This is a genomic window from Anabaena azotica FACHB-119, assembly GCF_014697625.1.
Classification (GTDB): domain Bacteria; phylum Cyanobacteriota; class Cyanobacteriia; order Cyanobacteriales; family Nostocaceae; genus Trichormus; species Trichormus azoticus_A.
The window spans coordinates 12,887-38,237 of the sequence record NZ_JACJSG010000029.1 but is presented as its reverse complement, the minus strand read 5'-3'; the positions used below and the strand labels follow the sequence as shown (position 1 = coordinate 38,237).

The following is a 25,351-nucleotide window of genomic DNA, read 5'->3' as shown; positions in this document are numbered from 1 at the left end:
CTTTCTAGTTAAGTTGCGTCCGTTCTTTACCTCACATTTCTATTATCTCATTAAACTTCTGGAGAATGTTGATTTAAAGCACAGTTGCTTTTTATATATTAATTTTCTCATCACCATATTGGAACTACTATTGGGTATGGTTTTTAGCATTTTTTGGGGAAATAATTAGGCATAAATACTTGCATAAATTTTATGTTAAATCTTTTTAAGATATTACACCATTTAGTATATATGTATTAAGAAATAACTTAAGTATTTTCCTATTACTAAATGGTACAATATCAAACTTAATATTTAGTAATTTAAATTACCAGAAATTCCCGCATATACTGGATAACTAATTCGGGTTTTTCTTGCTGTACCCAATGCCCACAAGCGGGAATATACTTAATTTCCAGATTCTTGACATAGTTTTCTGTGCCGTAAGTGAGTTCTTTACCAAGGGCAGTATCGTTTTCTCCCCAAATCATCAGTGTTGGCACATCTAAAATGCCCCAATCTCTATTAAAGAATGAGTGTGAAAAAATATTACGATAGTAGTTTAACATTGCCGTGAGTGCGCCGGGTTTTGCTGCGGCTTTTTGATAGGTATCAAGGTCTGCTTGATTGAACGCATCTTTATTAAAAGCTGTACCTTGAATAGTTTTAGGGATGATTTGATAATCTCCAGATTGCAGGAGGAATTCAGGTATTCCCGGAAGTTGAAATAAAAATATATACGAGCTGCGGAGAAATTGTTGAGGGTTGAATAGACCTTGAGAAAATTTCGCTGGGTGGGGTAGGTTGAGGATAATTAACCGCTCTACCATGTTAGGGTGTGCATAAGCGAAAGACCAAGCGATCGCTCCACCCCAATCATGTCCGACTAAAATACATTTATCATGTCCTAATCCTCTAATCAGCCCTTCAATATCTTTGATAAATTCGTCCATAACGTAGGCTGACTGTTCTTTGGGTTTATCACTATCGTTATAGCCACGCAAATCAACCGCCACAACTTGGAAATGTTGAGCAAAAACGGGTATCTGATGTCGCCAGGAATACCAACATTCAGGAAAGCCATGTAACATTAACATTAATGGGCCTGTTCCTTGGGTAACGTAGTGCAGCTTCACGCCATTGGTAGTGATATATTCATGTTGCCAAGTCTCTTGAGTAACAGTCATAGGTTAGATTCCTTTGGAAAATGACAGGATTGTTTTTATATTGGTAAGCTTGGCAATTTAAAACATCTGTTCGCAGAGGTGTTGTTGCAGGGAATAGGTGACAAGTGATAGGTGGAAAACTCTTTTCCTATCTGGAAATTGCTATCTTGTGCCAATCTATATGTATAGGATTAATACTTGATGGATAAAGGATAGTAGGGTGGACGTTGCCCACTTTGTAGATAACACAGTACGCAGTCATCTGTCGGGAATAAATTAAAGGATGTTTAGTAATGTCTGATATTAAAGAAAATGTAGTTACTTTTGCTAAACAATTTCTACCTTATTACAGATTTATTCGCCCACCAGAATCGACAATTGATAGTAGCCATGTACTACCAACACAATTAAACAGCGACTCGATTAAGGTTTTAAATTGGAATATTGCTAAAAATAATTTTGAGAAATTTTGGTTTAAGGATTTCTTAAAACTACAGAGAGAATGCCAACCCGATCTGATATTTTTACAAGAGGTGCGTATGGGTTTGGGGGTGGAACAAATTGTTGGGTTTCACAATATGAGTTGGGCTTATGCGCCTAATTTTATTGATGCTCATCACCAAACTTATTCGGGGATTTTGACGGCGGCTAAAATTAGTGCGATCGCTAAAAAAGTTATTGTGACTAAACACCATGAGCCTCTGTTTAAAACTCCCAAGGTTTCCCTATTTACTGAATACTCTTTATCTCATCACCGAGAAACTCTGTTAACTATCAATAGTCATTTAATTAATTTTGTAGATTTAGATAAATTCAAAGCGCAATTACAGGAATTAGAGTTAGCCATCTCAACTCATACTGGGCCGATTATTTTTGCGGGGGACTTTAATACTTGGAGCCGCAAACGAGCGCTGCTGTTAGAGAAAACTGTCATGCGGTTGGGTTTAAAAGAAGCACATTTCGCCCCGGATGAAAGTAAGAAGATTAAACGGTTCCTTTTGTCACCCCCCTTAGACTATATTTTTTATCGAGGACTAAAAGAAAAGCGCAGCAGTGCTAAAGTTTTTGATGAAATCTTTTCATCCGATCACAAACCTTTACTGGCAGAATTTACTTATGACCATATATAAGAATTGAAGATGCTGGTAGACAGTAGCATCCTGGCTTTTTTTAGCGCAGCGACGGTTGTTGTTCATATTTTGGGAATTGCTCACGCTGCTCATGCGGTAATGAATGTGCGTTCTTCCCGTGGTGCGATCGCTTGGAGTATTTCTTTAATCACCTTCCCCTGGCTATCTATTCCGTTATACTGGATTTTAGGCAGAACGAAATTTCACGGCTATGCTGAAGCTTTGCGTTCAGTTTACGCCCAACATTATCAGCTTGTTCGTCAGGCTTACATCGAAATTACTCAATTTCAGGTAGCAGTTTCCGCGAAATTAGTATCATTGCAACTAATAGCAGAAGCTTGTATTGGTATTCCTTTTACATCAGGTAATAATGCCCAATTATTAATCGATGGTCAGCAGACTTATGCAGCCATGTTGAGTGCGATCGCATCTGCCAAGAGTTATATTTTGCTGCAATCTTACATTATTGTCAATGACCAAACTGGTAATCAGTTCAAAGATGCTTTAATTGCTAAGGCGCAGGAAGGAGTAGAAATTTATTTACTTTACGATGAGATTGGTTCAAGTAAACTTTCTCGCTCTTATATTAAATCTCTGCAAAAACATAACATTCAAGTCAGCGCATTTCACACCACCAAAGGTAGAGGTAATCGTTTTCAGTTGAATTTCCGCAACCATCGCAAGATTTTAGTAGTTGATGGTGAAATTGCATTTATTGGTGGCTTGAATATTGGGGATGAGTACCTGGGGAAAAATCGCCGTTTGAGTCCTTGGCGCGATACCCACATGATGTTACAAGGGCCGACTGTCCAAAGTTTGCAAAGTACCTTTTTACAAGATTGGTATTGGGCGACTCGTCAAGTCCTTGATGTGAATTGGGAAGTAAAACCTCACCTAGAAACTGATTTTACAGCATTAATATTACCCACAGGCCCCGCAGATAAACTCAAGGTTTGTAAACTTTTCTTTGTCAACGCCATCAATCAAGCAAAAACTCGCCTTTGGATTGCTACGCCCTATTTTGTCCCAGATGATTCGACTCTCACAGCTTTGAAATTAGCCGCAATGCGGGGTGTAGATGTGAGAATTATCTTACCCAACCGACCCGATCATTTATTGGTTTATCTGTGTTCTTTCTCTTATTACACAGAAATGAAGACGATGGATATTAAATTATATCGTTATAAGAATGGATTCATGCACCAAAAAATTATGCTCATCGACCATGATTTAGCAGGTGTGGGAACGGTTAACTTAGATAATCGCTCGTTCTTTCTCAACTTTGAAGTGATGGGTTTTATTGCTAATAATCAGTTTGCTAAAAGTGTAGAGGAAATGTTACAAGCTGATTTAGCAGCATCTGTGAACGTAGATTTTTCTGAGTATGATAGAAAACCTTTGTGGTTTAGTTTAGCTGTAAGAATATCGCGGTTGTTAACACCTTTGTTGTAAAAGGCAAAGCATAATGTCATAATCAAACCAACTGTAGGGTGCGTCAGCCCCAATAATTTCCTACAAATTCAAAGATTTTCCTCATCTGACACACCCTACCCCAAGTGCCAGTTGCGTAAGTCCTGTAAATTAATCTTGTTCTCCTTCATCAGTTAGATGTCCCTGAATATCCAAAATGCCAAGCTATGAAAGCAAGTTTTTATAGTATGCCAAAAGGATAAATTTGTGGATATTAGCAGACGAAATTTACTGAAGATATTTTCTGCTTCAGGTTTAGGTGCAGCCGGAGTGTTTGCTTCTCAAGCTTTAGCTAAACAAGTCCTAGCACAAAATCAATCTACCCCAAACCAGACCAAAAAAGGGGAAATGCTCTACAGACAACTAGGACGCACGGGAGAAAAAATATCTGTAATTGGTTTAGGCGGTCATCATATTGGTAGACCAAAAGATGAGCAAGAGGGTATTAAACTTGTTCGCACCGCCCTTGATCGCGGCATTAATTTTATGGATAATAGTTGGGATTACCATAACGGGGGTAGTGAGCTTCGCATGGGTAAAGCTTTACGTGATGGTTATCGTCAAAAAGCTTTTCTGATGACCAAAATCGATGGTCGCACCAAAGCGGCGGCGGCTAAACAAATTGATGAATCTCTCAAACGCTTGCAGACAGACCGCATTGATTTGTTGCAGCACCATGAAATCATTCGTTTGGAAGACCCAGACCGCATTTTTGCCCCTGGTGGTGCGATGGAAGCGGTGCTAGAAGCCCAAAAAGCTGGTAAGGTTCGCTACATAGGCTTTACCGGACATAAAGACCCCTTAGTGCATCTCAGAATGTTAGAAATAGCCAATCAAAATAACTTCCGTTTTGACGCAGTGCAGATGCCTTTAAATGTGATGGATGCTCATTTCCGTAGTTTTGAAAAGCAAGTTTTACCGATACTGGTAAAACAAGGAATTGCTGTGCTGGGAATGAAATCAATGGGCGACCAAACCATTCTCAAAAGCAATGTAGTTAAACCTATTGAATGCCTACATTATGTAATGAATCTGCCGACTTCAACTGTAATTACAGGCATTGAAAGTATGCCTATTTTAGAGCAGGCTTTTGAGGCAGTACGTACCTTTACACCTATGAGCCAAGCACAAGTCAGAGCGCTGTTAAATCGGACTCGTCAAGCAGCTCTGAAAGGTCAGTATGAACTGTTCAAAACTACTAGTCAATTTGATAGTACAGCCAAAAATCCTGAGTGGTTAGGATAAGTTTTAGTTATTTTCACGTCTTCACAAGAAAGCAACAGAAGTTTTGATTGGATTGGAGATTATGGGATAATATGTCTAAAATGCAGTAAATTAAGATGAATATCAAGCAAACCCTAGTCTCGATTATTAAAGTTGTATCTACAGTTCTCATCAGCAGTGCTATTGCTTTGGAAGCGTGGAATATCTATGCTGTAATCGCTAACATTAATATTCCCAGCATTTTAATTCCGATTTTTTGGGTTGAGCGTTTTATTGTTACCTGCCATTTTTTGGAAGGAGTAATAGCTGCTTTTTATGCAGGCGCTAAAAAAAAGATGCCAATCAAATATGGCATTTATACTTTTTTTGTGGGAACAGTTGGCTTGTTAGAATTGTTTAGCAAAGAACTGGAAGAAATATCTAATAAGCTGTCGCGCATCTAAGTTGCACATATAGGAATCAGATTTGATTTCTGTAAAAATATTCAGTATCTGTAGTGGCGTGTCAAGACTAAAATGTGGCAATAGATTGGGAAAAATTGAACGCAGATGAACGCAGATGAACGCAGATGATTAAAATGTTAGATTGGTGGCTAATGTACTATTTTAGCCTAGACAAGCCAGTAGGGTGCGTCATACCGTTTCTTAATGAAGATGCACTTTATTCTGCACTGTAGAGACGTTGCATGCAACGTCTCTACATCATTTTTTTGTGCAATTTCATAGAGAATCGGTATCAGTATTATCAACCCTGGCTGTACCAAGAAGATATTCATCCTGACGCACCTATTAATAGTCAATTTAAATAATTTATTTTTTGGTATTTTCTCAAGACTTAGGCGACGTTCGCCAAAGGTGGAGCGTAGCCCATTGCCTGTTTTTGCTGCAATAGTTCTGTGATTTTCTCGGCGGGAACAGGAACGCCAAAGTAATATCCTTGACCTTCATGACAGCCACGCTGTTGTAGATAATGACGTTGTTGTTGGTCTTCTATGCCTTCGGCTGTAATCTTTAATTGTAGGCTTTTTGCTAAAGCAATGATGGCATCAGTCACAGCAGCGCTATCAGGGTTAGAGGCTATATCTTGCACAAATGACCGATCAATTTTCAGCATATTTACAGGGAAGCGCTTGAGATAGTTGAGAGAAGAATACCCAGTACCGAAGTCATCTAGAGCTAGCCATACACCTAATTCTCGCAATTGTTTGAGGATTTTTGTAGAGTGGTTTATATCTGTCATTAAAAAGCTTTCGGTGACTTCCAGTTCTAGATAGGATGGTTGCAAACCACTTTCCTGCATGATTTGATGAATAAGTTCTACCAAATTTGCTTGTTCAAACTGTCTAGCTGATAAGTTTACTGACATCCGCATGGGTGGAAGCCCTGCAAGTTGCCAAGCACGGTTTTGGATGCAGGCAGTCCGCAATACCCATTCGCCAATTTTCTCAATTAATCCATTAGCTTCAGCAATGGGGATAAACTCGGTAGGAGAGATTAAACCTCTTATGGGGTGTTGCCAGCGTACTAAGGCTTCAACAGCCGTCATTTTTCCAGTTTGTAAATTAATAATAGGTTGATAATAAACTACAATTTCTTTTCGCTCTAATGCCCCATGTAGTTCATTCTCTAAGGCTAATCGTTGTTGTAGTTGGGTGTTAATATCTGGTGAATAAAACTGGTATTGGCTGCGTCCTTGTTGCTTGGCTTGATATAAGGCTATGTGCGCCTGTTGCAACAACTGATCTAAATCAAGAATACTATCGGGTTGATTAATTGTGATGCCAACGCTAGCTGTGAGTCGAATGTGGTTTCCTTGAATTAGGAAGGGTTTGTTTAATGTGGCCAATAGCAGTTGCGACAGCTTGATGATACTTTCAAATGAAGGTATTTCTTGGCGAGCGATCGCAAATTCGTCTGCATTCAAATGAGCTAAAATATCCGTCTGAGCAACACAACTTGTTAAACGCTGGGCTACTGCTCTTAATAGTAAATTACATTGCTCACGTTCCAGTGCATGGCTCATTCCTGTAAAATCATCAATTCCCAACACCATCACGGCTACCATTCTTTGGCTGTCTTGTGATTGAGATATAGTCTGATGGATACGTTCCTCCAATAACTCACGGTTGGGTAAACCTGTGAGTTCGTCATAATTACTGATATAGTCAATCAACTCGTTTAATTTGCGGAGAGCTTGTGATGTATCTGCCATCAGCGTACCTGCTTCATCAGCAAATTCCGTAGGTAAACTGGGCAAGGTTTTGTTGTTGAGATAGTCTCTTAGTGAGGCTGATGTTAAATTAATTGGTAGCAGCAGATGATGAAGCGCATAAAGGGTGGCTGCTGTACCAACTAAAGTTGCAAATACAGTAGTGGCTAATATTTGAATTGTCATCTGTCTAGAGTAGGAATTAGAGATGACGCAACTAAAAATTAATGTTAAAAGTGGAATATGAGTACCTAAAAATACCACCGACATAATTTTGGCGGTGTAACTTTTGTTGAGGAATCTGAAATTATTTAGAGTTGAGTATAAATAGAGTTTGTGATTTAACTGCATAGATCATTAATAGGGCTTAACAGTTGGCAAATCAGTACATCACTTTGATTTCACCATCAGTGGGAACAAAGCGATATGAGGTTATCTATTATGCTGCACTAAATAACAGTCTAATGTATAGGTACTTGTATATAGATTTAGTAAATATTCAGTTTAGGGTCATTTATATTAATTTCAAATTAAGTAATAATACGTAAATTTATATTTATAATTTGTAGAACTTTTAACTATAGTTATTGGCGATCGCCCATCTCATCAGTATATACTTGCGTTTTGCCTATTTTTACCTACGTAAATCAATTTAGGCATAAAACATGATTATTATAAAAGATAATTTTTTATGCTTACTTATTATCAGGACTTACGCAACTAGCACTTGGGGTAGGGTGCGTCAGATGTGGAAAATCCTTGAATATGTACGAAATTATTGGTGCTGACGCACCCTACAGTTAGTTTGATTATGACACTTGCGTAAGTCCTAATTATATATAGGACTCATACTTGATTTTTGAAATATTACGTAGGCCGATGCACTGCCCACCATATCATGGCTTTGCCGATGCACTGCCTACCCTACAGATACTACATATACTGAGATTTTTTCAGAAATCAAATCGGATTCCTATAGAGTTTGATTTTTTGCTTTTCATACGATTAATCTAATAGCAATTAATATAAAGCTGCATAGAATAATTGAACGCAGATGGACGCAGATAAACGCAGATAAATCAATGGATATAGGTTTTTACTTTAAAAAATTAGAGGTTTCTTCACTATCGGTAAAAACTGACTTCAATCTTCGTTATATTGAGAAGGCACAGACTAACTTTGATATCTAAGCAACATTAAGACCGCCATGACCTACTTAGAAACAGCCGCACAATTTTATAGCGAAGTTGCTCAAACGCCACAGGTGGGACTGTGTTGTGTTCAAAGTACACCCTTGCAACTACCAGGGTTAAAAGTTCCTTTGGCTATGCAGGAAATGAATTATGGTTGTGGAACTACGGTTCATCCTACGGAACTAGGCAAGCAACCCACAGTTTTATATGTTGGTGTAGGTGGTGGGTTAGAGGCGTTGCAGTTTGCTTATTTTTCTCGCCGTGCTGGTGCTGTAATTGCAGTTGACCCAGTTGCAGCGATGCGAGAAGCAGCAACAAGCAATTTAGCAACTGCGGTGGCGGAAAACCCTTGGTTTGACAAGAGCTTTGTCGAAATTCGGGAAGGAGACGCTTTCAACTTACCTGTAGCTGATGCGTCAGTGGATATTGTCGCCCAAAATTGTTTATTTAATATCTTTGAGCCGGAAGATTTAACCCGTGCATTAAAAGAAGCGTATCGGGTCTTAAAGCCTGGTGGACGTTTGCAAATGAGTGACCCTATTGCGACTCGTCCTATTCCTGCACATTTGCAGCAAGATGAACGGTTACGTGCTATGTGCTTATCAGGCGCACTTACCTATGAAGAATATACTCAGCGCATAATTGCTGCTGGCTTCGGTCAGATTGAAATTCGCGCCCGTCGTCCTTATCGCTTACTAGATACTCAAACTTATAACCTAGAAACACCTCTACTTTTAGAAAGTCTTGATTCTGTTTCGTTCAAAGTGGCTATTCCTGAAGATGGTGCTTGTATTTTCACAGGAAAGACGGCAATTTATGCTGGTTCTGAGCCATTTTTTGATGATGCAGCCGGACATATCCTACAACGTGGCATTCCGGCAACCGTATGCGATAAGACTGCTGCTAAACTAGCAAGTGTAAAGCCAACGGAAATAATAATTACGGATTCAACTTGGCATTATAGCGGTGGTGGTTGCTGTTAATTTATACTTCTGGAAATGTTGTTAATTAGTCTGTTTATTGCTACCCTGTTCCTAGCTTATGCTAATGGAGCTAATGATAATTTTAAGGGTGTAGCTACGCTGTTTGGTAGTCGCACAACTAGCTACCAAACGGCAATTTTGTGGGCGACTTCTACAACTTTTGCAGGCTCGTTAGCTGCTACCTATTTAGGCAGGAATATAGTTACAGAATTTACTGGCAAAGGTATATTACCAGATGCGATCGCCAATAATCCAGAGTTCCATTTGGCAGTGGCGATCGCATCTGGTTTAACTGTATTGATTGCTGCTATTTTCGGATTTCCTATTTCTACCTATCACAGCTTGATAGGTGCAATGTTTGGTGCTGGTTTAGTAGCCCACGGACTTCAGGTAAATTTTGCTATTTTAGGCATTAACTTTATATTACCCCTATTCTTGAGCGCTATTATCGCAATTCCCTTAAGTGCTGGAACTTACAGTTTAATTGATTACCTAAAAAATCGTTTCCACTGGCAATTAAATCAGACAATCACTAATATCCTGCATTATATAAGTGCTGGTATCTTCAGCTTCGCTAGAGGCTTTAACGATACAGCTAAAATTGCTTCTTTCATTTTGATTATCGATTATTTTTCTCTTGCCGGAGCTATGATTACTATAGCAATGGCTATGGGACTTGGTGGTTTACTCAACTCTCAAAAAATTGCCGAAACCATGAGTACAAAAATCACATCAATGAATCGTACTCAGGCAATATCTGCCAATATAATTACCAGTCTTTTATTGATTGCTGGCACTAATTACAGCGTACCTATAGCTACAACTCAGGTTAGTGTGTGTTCTATTTTCGGTGTAGGGCTAATTGGTAACAAAGCCAATAAATATATTTTTGCTCAAATTTTCCTAGCTTGGATTTTCAGCCTGCCCATTGCTACTATTATTGGTGGTATAACCTATAGATTGTTGCAAGGGTAGCATGATTTTTAACATCTTCAGGAGTAGTCATCAATGACAAGCATATCAAGCACTACCACCAATCCAAAAATCACCAATTTTCAATCTAAATTAGATGCTCCTTTAAGCAAACAAGATATTACTGTTTTACAAATTAACTTAGGTAAACGTTGTAATCTTGCTTGTACACATTGTCACGTTGAAGCAGGGCCAAAACGTACAGAAGAATTATCAGCAGAAATCTGTCAACAGTTAATCGAGTTAATTCATCGGTTTCCCCAAATTCAAACTGTTGACTTGACAGGCGGCGCACCAGAAATGAACTATGGATTTAAGCCGTTAGTCGAAGCCGCAAGTCAACACAATAAGCAAGTAGTTGTCCGTTCTAATTTAACTATTTATTTTGTTGATGGGTTTGGTGATTTACCTAAATACTTTGCAACTCATCAAGTCAGAATTGTAGCTTCCTTGCCTTGTTATTTAGCAGATAACGTTGACAAAATGCGAGGAACAGGTGTATTTGATGATTCTGTTAAAGCGTTGCAATGGCTAAATCAAGTTGGTTATGGGCATAACCCAAATTTAATTTTAGACTTGGTTTATAACCCACAATTACCAACAACTGAAAAATTCTCTTTAACTCCTGAACAGGTGAAGTTAGAACAAGATTATAAAAAGTTCTTACAAGAAAAATTTGATATTGTATTTAACAACCTTTTCACTATTACTAATATCCCAGTTGGCAGAACGAAACTTCACTTGGAGCGGAAAAAGCTACATACGAGTTATTTGCAGTTTTTAGAATCAAATTTCAATCCTCAAACAGTTGCGGGTTTAATGTGTCGCAATCAATTGTCTGTAGACTATCTAGGAAATATATATGATTGTGACTTTAATCAGATGATGAATTTACCAGCAAAAACTAGGAATGGGGAAATTTTAACTGTTACTAAATTACTCGAAAGTGGCAGTTTAGATGTAATTGATGAAATTCAAACTGCTAACTATTGCTACGGCTGTACTGCTGGTTATGGTTCTAGTTGTGGTGGTGCTTTAGTTTGAAATGTCAGTTCGTAGTCAAGGCTTTAGCCTTTTCTTCAGGACTAAAGTCCTTACTACAAACTTTGAATATATCAGCTAGTGGCAAGGCTAAAATAGTACATTAGCCAATAATCTAACATCTTATTCATCTGCGTTTATCTGCGTTTATCTGCGTTCAATTTATCCAAATCTATTGCCACATTTTAGTCTTGCCACGCCAGTAGGGTGCGTTAGCCCCAATAATTTTGTACACATTCAAGGATTCTCCACATCTGACGCACCCTACCCCAAGTGCCAGTTGCGTAAGTTCTGTATTGAGCAACTGATTTATAAATGTTTGGATTTTTAACTAGGCAGTGATTTTCTTAACAATAGCTAAAATCAATGTTAAAAATTACTCACTTCAATGTAAAGTCTGTTAACCTTTCATGCTAGCCAGTGATATCAATTCAAAGTTAACAAAACCTGATGATTAAAGGGTTCCTGCACTGAGGTGTTGCTGAATGGGGGGAATTAACATCTAACTTTTCACGTTATGTGGAAAAGTCAACGTCAGACCTAACCCCCCAGCCCCCTTCCCTACAAGGGAAGGGGGAGAAATCAAAGCCTCTCTCCTTGTAGGAGAGAGGTTTGGAGAGAGGTCTTCTAGATGCCGTGAAAAGTCAGAATTAACATAACAAAATTTCTTTAGGTTTATTTTAGAATGGTGCAAATGTTTGAAATTGACTGAATCAAACCGAAAATTCCAATTCAGTAAGGAAAAAATTTGTCACAGGTGAGATGACTCATCTATCGTAGGTTACTACACTGGCTTACTAGCACTGGCAAAACTGTTGTGTAATTGGAAATACATTATGACTTTAGCAAGTCCTCCACAAATTAAGCCTTTAACAGATGAAGAACTGCATAAAATAAACGCCTATTGGCGTGCAACCAACTATTTATCAGTTGGACAAATATATCTACTTGATAATCCCTTACTTAGAGAACCACTGAAAATAGACCATGTTAAGCCCCGTCTGTTGGGTCATTGGGGAACAACACCGGGACTAAACTTTATTTACGTCCACCTCAACAGGATTATCAAGAAGTACGACCAAAGTATGATTTACATTGCCGGGCCTGGTCATGGTGGGCCTGGACTGGTAGCGAATACATACTTGGAAGGGACATATAGCGAATATTACTCCAACATCTCCCAAGATGCGGTGGGAATGCAGAAACTGTTCAAACAATTCTCCTTTCCAGGCGGTATTCCTAGCCACGTTGCACCAGAAACTCCTGGTTCCATCCATGAAGGTGGTGAACTCGGTTATGCCCTAGTTCATGCGTTTGGTGCGGCTTTTGATAATCCTGATTTAATTGTGGCGGCTGTTGTTGGTGATGGTGAAGCAGAAACTGGTGCATTAGCTACTAGTTGGCATTCCAACAAGTTTCTCAACCCGGTTAATGATGGGGCTGTATTGCCAATTCTACATTTGAACGGGTATAAAATTGCTAACCCTACCGTACTTTCACGGGTAAGTCATGAAGAATTAGAAAGCTTATTTGTCGGCTATGGGTACAAACCTTACTATGTTGAAGGTTCTGATCCCGCAGTTGTCCATCAACAGATGGCAGCAACTTTAGATACCGTTATTGCCGAAATTCACAGTATTCAAAGAGAAGCCCGTGTACATGGGTTTACCAAGCGTCCCCAGTGGCCGATGATTATTTTGAGAACGCCCAAAGGCTGGACAGGGCCGAAAGAAGTAGATGGGAAGAAAACAGAGGATTATTGGCGATCGCACCAAGTCCCCTTCGGTAATATATCAGGTCAACCAGAACACCTGAAACTGTTGGAAGAATGGATGAAGAGTTACAAACCAGAAGAACTCTTCGATGCTAACGGCAGACTCATACCAGAATTAGCAGAATTAGCCCCAAAAGGCGATCGGCGCATGGGAGACAACCCCCACGCTAACGGCGGTCTCCTGTTGCGTGATTTAATTATGCCAGACTTTCGGGATTATGCCGTTGATGTTCCCAAACCAGGCACAGTAATTGCCGAAGCCACCCAAGTCACCGGAAAATTCCTGCGGGATGTGATGCAACGCAACCTAGACAACCGCAACTTCCGCATCTTCGGCCCTGATGAAACCGCATCCAACCGCATCAACGCCGTGTTAGAAGTCACAGACCGCACATGGGTAGCCGAAACTCTCCCCGAAGACGACCACCTCAACCCCAATGGACGAGTCATGGAAATCCTCAGCGAAACTTGCTGTCAAGGATGGTTGGAAGGATATTTGCTGACAGGTCGTCATGGTTTCTTCTCCTGTTACGAAGCCTTTATCCACATCATCGACTCCATGTTCAACCAGCACGCCAAATGGTTGAAAACCACCCGTCACATTTCTTGGCGTAGACCAATTGCTTCCCTCAACTATTTGTTAACTTCCCACGTTTGGCGACAAGACCACAACGGCTTCTCTCACCAAGACCCCGGTTTTCTCGACCACGTAACTAACAAAAAATCTGAGATTATCCGCGTTTATCTTCCCCCCGATGCCAATACCCTATTATCGGTGACAGACCACTGCTTAAGAAGCCGTAACTATGTCAACGTCATCGTTGCAGGCAAACAACCAGCCCTACAATATCTAGATATGGATGCAGCAGTAAAACACTGCACCAAAGGTATTGGTATTTGGGAATGGGCTAGCAACGACCAAGGCGGGGAACCAGATGTAGTTATGGCTTGCGCTGGTGATGTTCCCACTTTAGAAACCTTGGCGGCTGTGGATATTATCCGCAGCAACTTCCCCGACTTAAAAGTGCGGGTAGTCAACGTTGTGGACTTGATGACCCTACAACCCAAAACAGAACATCCCCACGGTTTAAGTTATAAAGACTTCGATACCATTTTCACCACCGACAAACCGATCATTTTCGCCTTCCACGGCTACCCCTGGCTAATACATCGCTTAACCTATCGCCATACCAACCACAACAACCTCCATGTGCGCGGTTACAAAGAGGAAGGAACCACCACCACACCCTTTGATATGGTTGTGCTGAACGACCTTGACCGCTTCCATTTGGTAATGGATGTAATTGACCGTGTACCAAAATTGGGTGCTAAAGCAGCTTACGTCAAGCAACATATGCAAGACAAGCTAATTGAACACAAACACTACATTTCTAAATATGGCGAGGATATGCCAGAAATTAGTGACTGGCAATGGCCGTATTAGAGGGTAGGACTTACGCAACTGGCATATTTTTTCTGTAGGGTGTGTGAGGAGCGATAATATTTGAACGTAGTCATGAGACTTGTAGCGTCACGCACCAACCACCAATTGTGACACTTGCGTAAGTCCTGAGAGGGTAGAAAACTCTTTTCATTGTAGTTTTAATCGGCGTTTATCGGCGGTTAATTATCTATAAATTTGAACTGTTGCCAGAAGCCTAATATTAACGGTTGACTGTTGAATCTAGACTAATGACTAACTGGCAACCAAATAATAAATGTTGTTCCTGGTGCTTTAGGTGAAGTTAATTTAGCATTAATTCCTGGGCTGAAAATCTCTATTTCGCCTTGCATTTGCTCAATTAATTGTTTAGCTATGGCTAACCCTAAACCTGTACCAGGAATTTCCGTTTGCGCTTGTACCCCTCGGTAATGTCTTTCGCCTAAATGGGCTAAATCTTCTGGAGGAATACCAGGGCCATTATCACTAATAGCAATTCCTTGAAACTTAGGTTTTTCTTGCCCGGCTTGAATATAAATCCTACCGCCTTGAGGCGTGTATTTTAAAGCATTATCAATAATATTGCACAATACTTCTTGTAGGGCTTTGATATTGGCTTTTACTATTGGTAAATTTGGCGGAATATCCGCTTTTAATTTAATTTGTCTTTCTTGGGCGATCGCTTTGGCAGAAACTAGCAACGGTGTTAACAAATCAGCCACATAACAATCGGTTACTTGTTCTCCTGTTCCCGGTAATAATAATGCTGGTTTGTCCTTATGAACAGTTGCTTCCACAACGCTATCATTTTCTGGTAATGAAAGTGTGGCTAAATCAGTTTCTGTCCAATCAATCACCTGTTCAAATTTTTGCAGCAATTCTTTGAGGCGATCGCTTTCCCTGACAATATTTTCCCCCACATCCCGATTTGGATCGCCTGGGCGCAGTCTTTTTAATAACAGCTTACCAAAAGTTCTTAAGGCTGTTAAGGGGTTGCGAAACTGATGTAAGAGGTTATCTAGTAAATCTTGCTGTTGTTCTTGGAGAATTTGCTGTTGATGTAGTTGATGTTGCAACCATGCTCGACGTTGATCCAAAATACAAGCGATCGCTAATGTTTGTCCTACCTTCTGCACTTGACTTTGCTCTTGTTCACTCCAGGGGCGATCGTCCCGGCTTGTTACCAATAATCCCATCATCACCCCCTCATGCGCTAGAGGTAAGACTATTTGGCGCTCATCAAGTAAGTATTCTTCACCAAAAGGCGAACTTTTCGCTTCTGGTGTTTCCTTGACTGGCGCTACTGTCAATAAATTGTCCTCTTGTTGAGGTAGCAACAGCACATCACCTACTTGTAACTGTTTACGTGCAGTTACTTCCGCAATCTCTTCCCCTGGTAGTATCACTGCTGTCTCTGGATAAACCACCACAGGAATCAGTTTCGCCTCTCCTGTGGGCGAGTCTACCAATTCTTGCGTTAGATAAACTACACTTAAAGAAGCACCTAGCCCTTGGGTAAGTAATGCTATTTGCTCTCGACATAGAGCCACAAAATCTGAACTGGCAGACATTAACATTTTTTAGCTCTTGCTCAGGATCACAGGATTTGAGGAAGATAAGAGACAACTCTTATTGTCCTCAGTCTATTTAATAAAGCTTAACTAAAACTTTTCATTCATGGTTTTTTTCGGGCAATGATGTACTAATTGGCTTTTTGTTTATCTACCGTCAATAGTAATATCTTTCTTGTATCTAAAGTTAAAAAACTATTGATCTTTTGAACTAGAACTTATATAATGACGACGGATTTTGTAGCTATCACTACAATCTATAGCTTGAAAGAGGAGGAAAATAGGTTGGCAAGGAGACGTAAGAGGAAAAGTCGTCGTCGCCAGGAAGGACGACGTATTTTGGAACATGTGCCTCAATATAGCATCGAAAGCGGCGAAGAGAAACCCGTGACAGCAGCCAGAAAATTTATTCAAGCTGAAGGTATCTTGCCACCGGCGTTGCTACTCGTAAAGCGAAACGAACACACTACAGATCGTTACTTTTGGGCAGAGAAAGGGCTATTTGGCGCTCAATACGTTGAAGAAAATCATTTCTTATTTCCTAGCCTCCGGGTGTTAGAGTCCCCCGCAGGTGCAGAACCAGTGGCAGTAGGCAGTCGCTGAACGATAGATGATGATCTTACGGATTAGGTGCAGCTTCTGACAATCATTTAACTGGCAAAAATGTTCAATTTATGCAAAAGTTCCAATTTTTTTAAGTTTGTAACTGATTTGCCAGTACAGCTAGTCCAAGCAATTGGAAAGTTAACTCTCAACAGACCAATTTGGTTTGTCTGGGTTGATTACTGGTTTCATGATGCAGAAGGAAATCAGCATAGAAAAAACAAAGCCCAGAAGCGAGAGTTGAACTTTACTTTCCTCCTGTGGATTGTTCAGAAACCTCTGTCAGCAGATTACTCTTTTCCCTACGACCTGATCGCGTAGGGAAAAAGAACACTAGTACAAATGGCGCAGGTAAAAAGCAAAGGGCAAACATTGGGTCATATCAATTCAAAGTTAAAAATCAAGAAGTCCCAATTTTGTGTAGGTTTCTGATTTTTAGAGAATTAATATGTTTGAGATTTAATTACGCCACCTAGTACTAGTGCTTCTTCCCATTGTTGCTGTCAAACTTTGGTAAGGTAAATAAATTGACAGACATCAGGCATCTACACACCTATTCAGCAGGCTTTAAAGGCAATACTTTTTGTAATTCAATTAGTTCGTCACGGTGAGCAACCACAGTGATTTTACTAAAAGATTGCTGCTGAGTAGTTTGGGGTTCTAGCTTAAGCAATACCTTTTCTATCCTGCCAGCTTTTCGCCAATAAAAAAGCCCACTGAAAGGCGCAAATAATACTAATCCAAAGAAAATATTACCGAATCCAGGCAACAGCAGCGCAAAAACCAAAGACAAACAAATTAAACCGACAGATGCTAGCAGCGTCAGGAATGCTGCTAAAAAGATGCTAGGTTTAACAAACCCTTCAAAAGTCACTTGGTTTTTGTCATGGTCTACTTCTGCCACTCGGTAAGACCGAGAACGAAAATACTCTTGCAATTGTGGCATAAAAACAGCTTCCTCTTGGTCAGATATTAATTTTGCTGTTTCTGTACGGTCTTTAGTCGATGCTCGAATAAAGAAGAACAACCCAACCGCTAGCAACAAGGTGAGTACAAACGTTGATGGCAGAATAGCAGTATCCATAAATAATTACTAATGTTCAATAGGAGGAGACTTATTCATTATTAATTATTAGTTAATTTGTCCTTCCATGAATGTAATTTTGCCAAAGCCGAGCTAATTCTTGGGCTTGCTGCTGCCATTCTGGAGAAACTTGATACATTCGTCTAGGGCGACCTCTTCCTTCCAACTTCTTCCAATACCCCGTAATAGCCTTATTGTCTTCCAGAAATTTGATCGCACTATAAAGCACAGTATCTGAAAGCCTATAGGTTGGGTGTTCAGTTTCTATTTGTTGAATTAACTCAGTTCCGTAAGATTCACCTTGAAGTAAAACATACAGAATGTAACAAATTGCTACTTCCTGGCAAAGGTAAGTTGGCGGAGGATTTTCAAAGAACTTATATATATCCTCAAGTTTCATAGGTTGGTGATGGCTAAAAGTATGGCTTTACTGCGGAATCTACAGGCTGTTAGTTAGTGTATAACACTACTACCAAAGAGGTAAGTATATAGCACTAATTGGACAAGATTTTTTTCGGCGTAAATAATAAATCATGACCCACGCCATAAAAAACGCAGGACAGATACGAAAGTTTGAGAAACGCACAGATAAGTGCGTCCCTACCTAGCTCTAAGTTAGTGTGGTGAGGAGCCATCAAGACAGTGATTTTATCACCATCTTAGTGTTAAATAATGCCGAGCTAGTTGAGAACTGCTGAAACGTAAGATGCTATCGAAGAAATTTTACAGGGAAAATGCTGTTTTGTCTGTAACTTTAATAAATAGTCATTAGTCAGTTGATAGGTGACAGGTGACAGGTGACAGGTGATAGGTGACAGGTGACAGGTGACAGGTGACAGGTGACAGGTGACAGTTGTTATTTACCCTTTCCCCTTTCCGCCTTCCCCTTTCCCCTTTCCCCTTTCCCCTTTCTCCCTTTCCCCCTTCCCCCACTCCCCACTCCCTGGAAAACTAGGAAATGCTTGGTATGAAAGGGCAAAATCGAGATAGTATTTTAGATCAGTGCCTAGCCCACAGTCTGGGCGAGTTTGTCATTTCCCTTTTGCTTCGTTGGTGAGCAGTATGTCACAAAACCCTGACGCGCCATCTTCCTCCACAAATCTCCGCGCGATCGCCGAGACTTTTCGCCTAATTGGTTGGATTAGCTTTTGGATTCAGTTAGTCTTAGGTGTTGTTTCTGGTGTAATTTTACTGTTATATGCTGCTTCTAGCCAGAGAACAGGGAGTGGTGGCAATAATGCAGGAGCAGGTTTTGGTATTTTTTTAGCTTTGGTGGGACTGGCGGCTTTGGGTGTAGGGGTTTATTTAGCCTTCCGTTACACTAGGCTGGGAAGACAACTAGTATCTTCCAATCCCAGTAACCGTCCTCGGAAAAGTGAAACCGTGCAGGTTGTGCGCTTCGGAGTGATAGTAAATTTGGTAGGAATACTCTTGACTTTGTTGGGCGCACAGGCGATCGTTGGGACTTTAGCAACAAGAGCGCTGACCCAAGCTCAATTTCTCTTCACAGCACAAGCTAATCAACCCTTTATCAGTGGTTTAGATATGTTTGTCGTGCTAGCTAATATCCAGGCGCTGACAGCGAATTTTGCCGGGCTAAGTGGCTCATTGTGGCTACTCAATCGCCTCAACCGTCCCTAAATTAATGTTTAGAGTAAGTAGAATCTTTCCCCTGCCAGTTTGCCAAAATTAATATATGCTGAAATCTTGTATGTTAACTGTATTGATAAAGAAAATCATAGGCGAAAAACTGAGAAAAATTTGTGCTGGATATTAAGCAAATACGGGAAAATCCGCAATTAGTTCAAGAACGGTTGAATAGTCGCAATGGTAAGTATGAGATTCAGCCGATATTGCAGTTGGACAAGCAACAACGGGAATTGGAAGCGAACCGCAGCCAACTCCAAGCCCGGAGTAATGAAATTGGTAAAATCGTCGGACAGAAGATTAAATCTGGGATAAGTCCTCAAGACCCGGAAATTCAATCTTTGCGGGATGAAGGTAATGCTGTTAAAGCCCAGTTAAGTGAACTAGAACCCAGGGAGAAAGAACTTAAGGCGGAAATTGAGCAACTTATACTCGCAATTCCCAATTTACCTAGTGATTCTACACCTGTAGGTAAAAGTGAAGAAGAGAATGTTGAGGTGAGACGTTGGGGTGATGAGTACATACCCCAGAACCCGAATATTCTCCCCCACTGGGAAATCGGCGAAAAGTTGGGTATTTTCAATGTGGAACGAGCTGTGAAAGTTGCTCAAAGTCGCTTTATTAATTTGATAGGGGCGGGTGCGGCTTTAGAGCGGGCATTGATTCAGTTTATGCTGACTATGCAAACTCAAGCTGGGTATGTGGAAGTTAGTCCGCCACTGTTGGTTAATAGTGCATCTTTGACGGCGACTGGTCAATTACCCAAGTTTGCGGAAGAAAGCTTTAGATGTGCTGATGATGATTTGTGGCTAATTCCCACAGCAGAAGTACCTGTGACGAACTTGTACCGGGGTGAAATTCTCGCTGCGGAAGATTTACCTATTTACCACTGTGCTTACACTCCCTGTTTCCGCCGGGAAGCTGGTAGTTATGGGCGGGATATGCGGGGGTTAATTCGCCTGCATCAATTCAATAAAGTCGAGTTGGTGAAATTTGTCGATCCCAGCAGTTCCTTTGATGAGTTGGAAAAATTGGTGGCGAATGCGGAAGCAATTTTACAGGCTTTAAAGTTGCCTTATCGAGTCATCAATTTATGTAGTGGTGATTTGGGTTTTTCATCGACGAAAACCTATGATTTAGAGGTGTGGCTACCTTCTTCTGGTAAATACAGGGAGATTTCTAGCTGTTCCAATTTTGTAGACTTCCAAGCGCGAAGGGCTGATATTCGGTTTAAAGAAGCTGGGAAGAAGGGGACTCAGTTTGTGCATACCCTCAACGGTTCCGGCTTGGCTGTGGGGCGGACAATGGCTGCTATTTTAGAAAATTATCAGCAGCCTAATGGGACAATTCAGATACCTGAAGTGTTACGTCCTTATCTTGGCAACCAGGATACTTTGGCATCCACCGTACTTAAAAATTAGCAATTGGTTCCAAAGTAACTTGTTGTCCTGTAATTTGGTCACAAAACTTACACACAGCCTTACAGGAATTAATCTCAACGCCAACAAAACAATCTAGATACTGGTTGATTAAGTTGTTACTTTGGGTTCCAATTGCTGATTAAATTGTGTGGTTCATATTGTCATTATAGTTTTGGTGGGCAATGCCCACCCTACTAATAAAAGGATGTAGAATGATGATTCCCATTAATGAAGCACAACAGCAGTTACAAGAATTAGTTGATTCAGTGAATCAGTCTCATCAACCTATTATTATTGCAGGCAAGAGTGGCAATGCTGTTTTGTTATCGGAAGCAGATTGGGCATCTGTACAGGAAACTCTCTATCTTCTGTCAATTCCAGGGATGCGAGAATCAATTAGGGAAGGTTTAGCAACGCCCATTGAGGAGTGCGATCGCAACTTAGAATGGTGATGTGGAATTTAGTTTACACTAAACAAGCACAGAAAGATGCTAAGAAACTAGCTGCTAGCAATTTACGAGATAAAGCGCAAACTTTACTCGATATTATTCAAATAAATCCTTTTGAAAATCCACCACCTTATGAAAAGTTAGTGGGAGATTTAGAAGGTGCATATTCCCGACGAATCAATATTCAGCATCGTTTAGTGTATGAAGTTATTGAGTCTGAAAAGACAGTGAAAGTTTTACGGATGTGGACGCATTACGAGTAGCGATCGCCCAAACTATAATAAGAAGGTAACAAAGTTAATGACGGCAAGATTCCTATGCTTAAAAGTTACGAAGCGATTTATGAGAATGGTAAAATAAAGTGGATATCAGAACAGCCTCAAGTTAATACTGCCCGTGTGATTGTTACCTTCATAGAAGAAATACCATCAAAGAAACGTCGCACTGCTCCTGCATCTATTGCAGGTAAAGGGAAAACATTAGGTGATATAGTTAGTCCTATAATAAATGAATAAAAATAATTATTAGAACGACTGATTCATCAGAAGTAACTATGAAGTCATTAGAAATAATTGTCACTATTACTAGCGATCGCCAATTATTAATCAATTCACCTGTAGACTTACCAGAGGGTGAATATAATGCTGTGCTTGTACTAGAAGATAAACCAATCCGTAGTAACATAGAAGCTTCTGTCAAAGAAGCCCAGGCTATTTTTAGAAAATATATTCCTGCTAGTAGAAAAATTTCTCAAGAGTTGATTGAAGAACGAAGAGTGGAGAGTTTGAGTGAGTGAAATTGTTGTTGATGCCTCTGCTATTTTAGCCTTGCTTAATCAAGAAAGTGGTAGCGAAGAAGTTTTGCAGTTTATTGGCAACGCAACAATTAGTACAGTCAACTTATCTGAGATAATAGCCAAGCTGGCAGAAGGTGGCATCCCTGAAGAAGATATTCAGCAAATTCTCTCTAATTTCCATTTAAAGGTAGTTCCGTTTGATGAAGAACAAGCATTGATAGCGGGAATGCTGCGTCCAGCTAGTAAACCAATAGGGCTGTCATTTGGAGACCGCGCTTGTTTGGCTTTAGGTATTGTTCTCAACAAGCCTGTCATAACCACTGATCGCTTATGGAGTAACCTGAATGTGGGAATTGAGATTCGAGTGGTACGTTAGCCCAGACTAAACTAGGATGCCTGCAATCTCTAGACCCGTTGTCAAGCTATTACAATAAAAAGATATATCCGCATATTTTTGATTAATTTGCTTTATGTCAGTTTTAGCAGCGATCGCAGTCTTGGCGGTATTAATCTTGGTACACGAGTTGGGACACTTTGTCGCCGCCCGTTCTCAAGGTATTCATGTCAACCGCTTTTCTCTTGGTTTTGGGCCTGTTCTGTGGAAGTACCAAGGCGCACAAACTGAATATGCTGTCAGGGCTTTTCCTTTGGGTGGTTTCGTTGGTTTTCCCGATGATGACCCCGATACCGATATTCCCCCCAATGACCCGAATTTGCTGCGTAACCGTCCTATTTTAGACCGGGCGATCGTCATCAGTGCAGGTGTCATCGCTAATTTAATTTTTGCTTATATGCTACTGGTAGCCCAGGTAGGCTTGGTTGGTATTGGTCAAGCCAGTCAGCCAGGGGTGTTAATTCAGCAATTAGCGCCAGAGGTGAGTGCTGTTGCTACCGATGCTGGACTCAAACCTGGGGATGTCATTCTTGCAGCAAATCAAAAGCAGTTCGGTACTTCCCTGCAAGAAATAGACGCATTAAGAGACATTATTAAAAATAGCCCAGGTAAATCTATTCAACTGCAAATTGCCCGTGGAGACGAAAGGCTATCAGTTAATGTTACTCCTGAAGCCAAACCAGCTGGTGGTAGCATTGGCATTGGGCTTGCGCCTAACGGTAAAGTAGAACGCCGTCCTGTGAGTATCACTAAAGCTTTTAGCGTAGGTGCTAGTGAATTTCAGCGCATTGTCATCATGACATTTAAAGGCTTTGGGCAACTAATTACTAATTTTGGCGAAACAGCCTCTCAAGTAGCAGGCCCCATCAAAATAGTCGAAATTGGCGCTAATATTGCCCAAAATGATACAGGCAGCTTGTTCTTTTTTGCAGCTTTGATTAGTATCAACTTGGCAGTCATTAATATTCTGCCTCTCCCAGCTTTGGACGGGGGACAACTAGCATTTTTACTGATTGAAGGTTTACGCGGTAAGCCCTTACCTAACCGCATTCAAGAAAGTGTCATGCAAACTGGTCTGGTGCTACTGTTGGGCTTGGGTATTTTCCTCATCGTTAAAGAAACCACCCAGTTAACTACGCAGTTGGAGTGGGTGCAAAAACTGTTCCAGTGATTACTACTAAGCGCAAATCTCTTCCTAAAAAGCAACGGGCGTTAGAAATTCTCTCGCGCCTGAAGCTTCTTTATCCTGATGCAACTTGTTCATTAAACTACACCACACCAGTACAGTTGTTAGTAGCAACTATTCTCTCCGCCCAGTGTACAGATGAGCGAGTCAATTTAGTCACACCTGCTTTATTTGGTCGCTTTCCTGATGCGCCTAGTTTAGCTGATGCTGACTTAACAGAGTTAGAAAACTTGGTACGTTCGACAGGGTTTTATCGCAATAAAGCGAAGAATATCCAAGCCGCCTGTCGGATGATTGTCAATGAGTATAACTCTGTAGTGCCTAATACAATGGAACAGTTGTTAAAACTGCCTGGTGTGGCGCGGAAGACGGCAAATGTGGTTTTAGCTCATGCTTATGGTATCAATGCTGGGGTGACTGTGGATACTCATGTGAAGCGCCTGAGTCAAAGGTTGGGTTTAACTAAGTATCCAGACCCTATCCACATTGAACAGGATTTAATCAAGTTATTACCCCAGCCCGATTGGGAAAATTGGTCAATTCGGCTAATTTATCACGGTCGCGCTGTCTGTAAAGCTCGTTCTCCTATATGCGAGGCTTGTGAATTGGCGGATTTATGTCCATCGAGGACGAAAACAATTATTGTTGGGTAGATGGATAAAAATAGAGGCGATTAGCCATTCCTAAATGTAGAATGGAAAATGCTGTCAAAATTGTTGAATTAATTTATGGCAAAGAAAAGTATGATTGAGCGCGAAAAGAAACGCGCTAGGTTGGTGGAAAAGTATGCTGCAAAGCGCGAAGCTTTGTTAGAAGAGTTCAGAACTACTGAATCTCCTCTAGATAAGTTAGAAATTCACCGCCAGATCCAACAGCTACCCCGCAATAGTGCGCCTAACCGTCGCCGTAACCGTTGCTGGGTTACTGGTCGTCCCAGAGGTGTTTATCGTGACTTCGGGCTATCTCGGAACGTCCTCCGGGAATGGGCGCACGAAGGTCTTTTACCTGGGGTTGTTAAGTCTAGCTGGTAGTTTATTGGTCATTAGTCATTAGTCATTAGTCATTAGTTGTTTACTATGGACTGTGGACTTTTGACTATGGACTAACTTTACTGTCCACAACAACGGTCTATACCTAGACTTTCTAAGAGTAGATCGCTGACGGCGTTGGCGATCGCAAACTCTCCATAAAAGCTTTTGGAAAAATCAAAGGCCTGCATCTCTGTGACAATGGCAATTACCAGAGAACCAAGGTCATTTTCACCTTCCATCCTTTGGCGGACAAAAATTTGGGCTGCGCGTTGAGCAATTTTTTGGTTGACTGCTTCGGGAATAAATTCTGTATCTAGCCACTTTAGCAAACGCTCTTGTAGCCATTCACCTTCAAGATTGGGATTGGCGGCTGGTGGTAGGGTAATGGGTGGTATTGGTTGTGTCATATTCAACAAACGCAGAGGAACGCTAAGGGAAACGCAGCGAAAAGTTCCTCGAAGCCGGGTTTCCCGGCGTAGGAACGCCACTTGCTACAAGCCGGGAAACCCGTCCAACGCAGTGGCTCAACTTTTCAAGACAGAGGAGCGCGGAGGATGAGTGATAACATCAGACTGCGTTCCTCTGATA

At 40.8% G+C, this 25,351-nt stretch carries 26 protein-coding genes; 20 read left to right on the top strand and 6 right to left on the bottom strand.

What is annotated here, in order from left to right:
* Positions 1-302 precede the first annotated feature (302 nt).
* The gene (locus tag H6G83_RS20440) at positions 303-1,166 is read right to left on the bottom strand and encodes an alpha/beta fold hydrolase (RefSeq protein WP_190475675.1); all 864 of its coding nucleotides are present in this window, start codon (positions 1,164-1,166) and stop codon (positions 303-305) included.
* A 272-nt stretch (positions 1,167-1,438) separates the two neighbouring features.
* Between H6G83_RS20440 and H6G83_RS20435 the strand changes: the two genes are divergently transcribed.
* The 4 genes from H6G83_RS20435 (at position 1,439) to H6G83_RS20420 (ending at position 5,412) form a co-directional block, all read left to right on the top strand.
* Positions 1,439-2,275, top strand: coding sequence for an endonuclease/exonuclease/phosphatase family protein (locus H6G83_RS20435; RefSeq protein WP_190475673.1), 837 nt, complete (start codon positions 1,439-1,441; stop codon positions 2,273-2,275).
* A gap of 9 nt (positions 2,276-2,284) precedes the next feature.
* Complete coding sequence (cls, locus tag H6G83_RS20430) at positions 2,285-3,727, top strand: cardiolipin synthase (protein ID WP_190475671.1); 1,443 nt, start codon at positions 2,285-2,287, stop codon at positions 3,725-3,727.
* Between the two features lie 225 nt (positions 3,728-3,952).
* Positions 3,953-4,990 carry an aldo/keto reductase gene (locus H6G83_RS20425; protein WP_190475669.1) on the top strand — a complete coding sequence of 346 codons (1,038 nt, stop codon included), beginning with the start codon at positions 3,953-3,955 and terminating at the stop codon, positions 4,988-4,990.
* A gap of 95 nt (positions 4,991-5,085) precedes the next feature.
* Positions 5,086-5,412 (top strand): hypothetical protein, encoded by a 327-nt coding sequence (locus H6G83_RS20420; RefSeq protein ID WP_190475667.1) that lies wholly within the window; start codon positions 5,086-5,088, stop codon positions 5,410-5,412.
* Positions 5,413-5,803: 391 nt separating this feature from the next.
* Here H6G83_RS20420 and H6G83_RS20415 read toward each other — a convergent pair whose 3' ends face one another.
* Positions 5,804-7,528: a putative bifunctional diguanylate cyclase/phosphodiesterase gene (locus tag H6G83_RS20415; RefSeq protein ID WP_190475665.1), complete on the bottom strand. Its 1,725-nt coding sequence runs from the start codon at positions 7,526-7,528 to the stop codon at positions 5,804-5,806.
* Positions 7,529-8,384: 856 nt separating this feature from the next.
* Here H6G83_RS20415 and arsM point away from each other — a divergent pair.
* From arsM to H6G83_RS20395, 4 genes are all read left to right on the top strand, one after another.
* The gene (gene arsM, locus H6G83_RS20410) at positions 8,385-9,353 is read left to right on the top strand and encodes an arsenosugar biosynthesis arsenite methyltransferase ArsM (RefSeq protein WP_190475663.1); all 969 of its coding nucleotides are present in this window, start codon (positions 8,385-8,387) and stop codon (positions 9,351-9,353) included.
* Positions 9,354-9,368: 15 nt separating this feature from the next.
* Positions 9,369-10,328 (top strand): inorganic phosphate transporter, encoded by a 960-nt coding sequence (locus H6G83_RS20405; protein ID WP_190475661.1) that lies wholly within the window; start codon positions 9,369-9,371, stop codon positions 10,326-10,328.
* Positions 10,329-10,361: 33 nt separating this feature from the next.
* Positions 10,362-11,369: an arsenosugar biosynthesis radical SAM (seleno)protein ArsS gene (arsS, locus tag H6G83_RS20400; RefSeq protein ID WP_190475658.1), complete on the top strand. Its 1,008-nt coding sequence runs from the start codon at positions 10,362-10,364 to the stop codon at positions 11,367-11,369.
* 833 nt (positions 11,370-12,202) lie between these two features.
* Complete coding sequence (locus H6G83_RS20395; protein WP_190475656.1) at positions 12,203-14,584, top strand: phosphoketolase family protein; 2,382 nt, start codon at positions 12,203-12,205, stop codon at positions 14,582-14,584.
* Positions 14,585-14,829: 245 nt separating this feature from the next.
* On the opposite strand, the gene H6G83_RS20390 is transcribed toward H6G83_RS20395, so the two are convergent.
* Positions 14,830-16,158, bottom strand: a complete 1,329-nt coding sequence (locus H6G83_RS20390) for a GAF domain-containing sensor histidine kinase (protein ID WP_190475654.1) — start codon at positions 16,156-16,158, stop codon at positions 14,830-14,832.
* Between the two features lie 279 nt (positions 16,159-16,437).
* Here H6G83_RS20390 and H6G83_RS20385 point away from each other — a divergent pair, with 279 nt between their 5' ends.
* Positions 16,438-16,755: a DUF3155 domain-containing protein gene (locus H6G83_RS20385; RefSeq protein WP_011318525.1), complete on the top strand. Its 318-nt coding sequence runs from the start codon at positions 16,438-16,440 to the stop codon at positions 16,753-16,755.
* 60 nt (positions 16,756-16,815) lie between these two features.
* Positions 16,816-17,076 carry a hypothetical protein gene (locus H6G83_RS20380; RefSeq protein ID WP_190475652.1) on the top strand — a complete coding sequence of 87 codons (261 nt, stop codon included), beginning with the start codon at positions 16,816-16,818 and terminating at the stop codon, positions 17,074-17,076.
* Between the two features lie 232 nt (positions 17,077-17,308).
* Here H6G83_RS20380 and H6G83_RS20375 read toward each other — a convergent pair whose 3' ends face one another.
* Positions 17,309-17,839 carry a cofactor assembly of complex C subunit B gene (locus H6G83_RS20375; protein ID WP_190475650.1) on the bottom strand — a complete coding sequence of 177 codons (531 nt, stop codon included), beginning with the start codon at positions 17,837-17,839 and terminating at the stop codon, positions 17,309-17,311.
* Between the two features lie 52 nt (positions 17,840-17,891).
* Positions 17,892-18,239 carry a PadR family transcriptional regulator gene (locus tag H6G83_RS20370; protein WP_190475648.1) on the bottom strand — a complete coding sequence of 116 codons (348 nt, stop codon included), beginning with the start codon at positions 18,237-18,239 and terminating at the stop codon, positions 17,892-17,894.
* Positions 18,240-18,901: 662 nt separating this feature from the next.
* Here H6G83_RS20370 and H6G83_RS20365 point away from each other — a divergent pair.
* From H6G83_RS20365 to rpsN, 10 genes are all read left to right on the top strand, one after another.
* Positions 18,902-19,480, top strand: a complete 579-nt coding sequence (locus H6G83_RS20365; protein WP_190475646.1) for a DUF3611 family protein — start codon at positions 18,902-18,904, stop codon at positions 19,478-19,480.
* 122 nt (positions 19,481-19,602) lie between these two features.
* Positions 19,603-20,907: a serine--tRNA ligase gene (gene serS / locus H6G83_RS20360; RefSeq protein ID WP_190475644.1), complete on the top strand. Its 1,305-nt coding sequence runs from the start codon at positions 19,603-19,605 to the stop codon at positions 20,905-20,907.
* A 215-nt stretch (positions 20,908-21,122) separates the two neighbouring features.
* Positions 21,123-21,359, top strand: coding sequence for a type II toxin-antitoxin system Phd/YefM family antitoxin (locus H6G83_RS20355; RefSeq protein ID WP_190475642.1), 237 nt, complete (start codon positions 21,123-21,125; stop codon positions 21,357-21,359).
* Positions 21,335-21,619 carry a Txe/YoeB family addiction module toxin gene (locus H6G83_RS20350; protein WP_313936590.1) on the top strand — a complete coding sequence of 95 codons (285 nt, stop codon included), beginning with the start codon at positions 21,335-21,337 and terminating at the stop codon, positions 21,617-21,619. Before H6G83_RS20355 ends, H6G83_RS20350 begins: the two co-directional genes overlap by 25 nt.
* Before the next feature lie 54 nt (positions 21,620-21,673).
* Positions 21,674-21,871 carry a hypothetical protein gene (locus tag H6G83_RS20345; protein ID WP_190475640.1) on the top strand — a complete coding sequence of 66 codons (198 nt, stop codon included), beginning with the start codon at positions 21,674-21,676 and terminating at the stop codon, positions 21,869-21,871.
* 38 nt (positions 21,872-21,909) lie between these two features.
* Positions 21,910-22,152 (top strand): hypothetical protein, encoded by a 243-nt coding sequence (locus H6G83_RS20340; RefSeq protein ID WP_190475638.1) that lies wholly within the window; start codon positions 21,910-21,912, stop codon positions 22,150-22,152.
* Complete coding sequence (locus H6G83_RS20335; protein ID WP_190475637.1) at positions 22,145-22,528, top strand: PIN domain-containing protein; 384 nt, start codon at positions 22,145-22,147, stop codon at positions 22,526-22,528. The genes H6G83_RS20340 and H6G83_RS20335 overlap by 8 nt, the downstream gene beginning before the upstream one ends.
* Positions 22,529-22,622: 94 nt before the next feature.
* Entirely contained in the window at positions 22,623-23,717 is a 1,095-nt protein-coding gene (gene rseP, locus H6G83_RS20330; protein WP_190475635.1) for an RIP metalloprotease RseP, read from the top strand.
* Entirely contained in the window at positions 23,714-24,385 is a 672-nt protein-coding gene (gene nth, locus H6G83_RS20325; RefSeq protein ID WP_390822427.1) for an endonuclease III, read from the top strand. The genes rseP and nth overlap by 4 nt, the downstream gene beginning before the upstream one ends.
* Positions 24,386-24,460: 75 nt before the next feature.
* Positions 24,461-24,763, top strand: coding sequence for a 30S ribosomal protein S14 (gene rpsN / locus H6G83_RS20320; protein WP_190475631.1), 303 nt, complete (start codon positions 24,461-24,463; stop codon positions 24,761-24,763).
* A gap of 77 nt (positions 24,764-24,840) precedes the next feature.
* On the opposite strand, the gene H6G83_RS20315 is transcribed toward rpsN, so the two are convergent.
* Positions 24,841-25,170, bottom strand: coding sequence for a hypothetical protein (locus H6G83_RS20315; protein ID WP_190475629.1), 330 nt, complete (start codon positions 25,168-25,170; stop codon positions 24,841-24,843).
* Between the last annotated feature and the right edge of the window lie 181 nt (positions 25,171-25,351).

What these genes read in the sequence shown, in the direction of transcription:
- arsM (WP_190475663.1), top strand. Translation starts at nt 8,385, where the DNA reads ATGACCTACTTAGAAACAGCCGCACAATTTTATAGCGAAGTTGCTCAA.
- H6G83_RS20415 (WP_190475665.1), bottom strand. Translation starts at nt 7,528, where the DNA reads ATGCAGTTAAATCACAAACTCTATTTATACTCAACTCTAAATAATTTC.
- rpsN (WP_190475631.1), top strand. Translation starts at nt 24,461, where the DNA reads ATGGCAAAGAAAAGTATGATTGAGCGCGAAAAGAAACGCGCTAGGTTG.
- H6G83_RS20365 (WP_190475646.1), top strand. Translation starts at nt 18,902, where the DNA reads ATGTCACAAAACCCTGACGCGCCATCTTCCTCCACAAATCTCCGCGCG.
- H6G83_RS20315 (WP_190475629.1), bottom strand. Translation starts at nt 25,170, where the DNA reads ATGACACAACCAATACCACCCATTACCCTACCACCAGCCGCCAATCCC.
- H6G83_RS20405 (WP_190475661.1), top strand. Translation starts at nt 9,369, where the DNA reads ATGTTGTTAATTAGTCTGTTTATTGCTACCCTGTTCCTAGCTTATGCT.
- H6G83_RS20420 (WP_190475667.1), top strand. Translation starts at nt 5,086, where the DNA reads ATGAATATCAAGCAAACCCTAGTCTCGATTATTAAAGTTGTATCTACA.
- H6G83_RS20380 (WP_190475652.1), top strand. Translation starts at nt 16,816, where the DNA reads ATGTTCAATTTATGCAAAAGTTCCAATTTTTTTAAGTTTGTAACTGAT.
- H6G83_RS20390 (WP_190475654.1), bottom strand. Translation starts at nt 16,158, where the DNA reads ATGTTAATGTCTGCCAGTTCAGATTTTGTGGCTCTATGTCGAGAGCAA.
- H6G83_RS20395 (WP_190475656.1), top strand. Translation starts at nt 12,203, where the DNA reads ATGACTTTAGCAAGTCCTCCACAAATTAAGCCTTTAACAGATGAAGAA.
- H6G83_RS20340 (WP_190475638.1), top strand. Translation starts at nt 21,910, where the DNA reads ATGAAGTCATTAGAAATAATTGTCACTATTACTAGCGATCGCCAATTA.
- H6G83_RS20345 (WP_190475640.1), top strand. Translation starts at nt 21,674, where the DNA reads ATGCTTAAAAGTTACGAAGCGATTTATGAGAATGGTAAAATAAAGTGG.
- H6G83_RS20435 (WP_190475673.1), top strand. Translation starts at nt 1,439, where the DNA reads ATGTCTGATATTAAAGAAAATGTAGTTACTTTTGCTAAACAATTTCTA.
- rseP (WP_190475635.1), top strand. Translation starts at nt 22,623, where the DNA reads ATGTCAGTTTTAGCAGCGATCGCAGTCTTGGCGGTATTAATCTTGGTA.
- H6G83_RS20370 (WP_190475648.1), bottom strand. Translation starts at nt 18,239, where the DNA reads ATGAAACTTGAGGATATATATAAGTTCTTTGAAAATCCTCCGCCAACT.
- arsS (WP_190475658.1), top strand. Translation starts at nt 10,362, where the DNA reads ATGACAAGCATATCAAGCACTACCACCAATCCAAAAATCACCAATTTT.
- cls (WP_190475671.1), top strand. Translation starts at nt 2,285, where the DNA reads ATGCTGGTAGACAGTAGCATCCTGGCTTTTTTTAGCGCAGCGACGGTT.
- H6G83_RS20355 (WP_190475642.1), top strand. Translation starts at nt 21,123, where the DNA reads ATGATTCCCATTAATGAAGCACAACAGCAGTTACAAGAATTAGTTGAT.
- H6G83_RS20440 (WP_190475675.1), bottom strand. Translation starts at nt 1,166, where the DNA reads ATGACTGTTACTCAAGAGACTTGGCAACATGAATATATCACTACCAAT.
- H6G83_RS20375 (WP_190475650.1), bottom strand. Translation starts at nt 17,839, where the DNA reads ATGGATACTGCTATTCTGCCATCAACGTTTGTACTCACCTTGTTGCTA.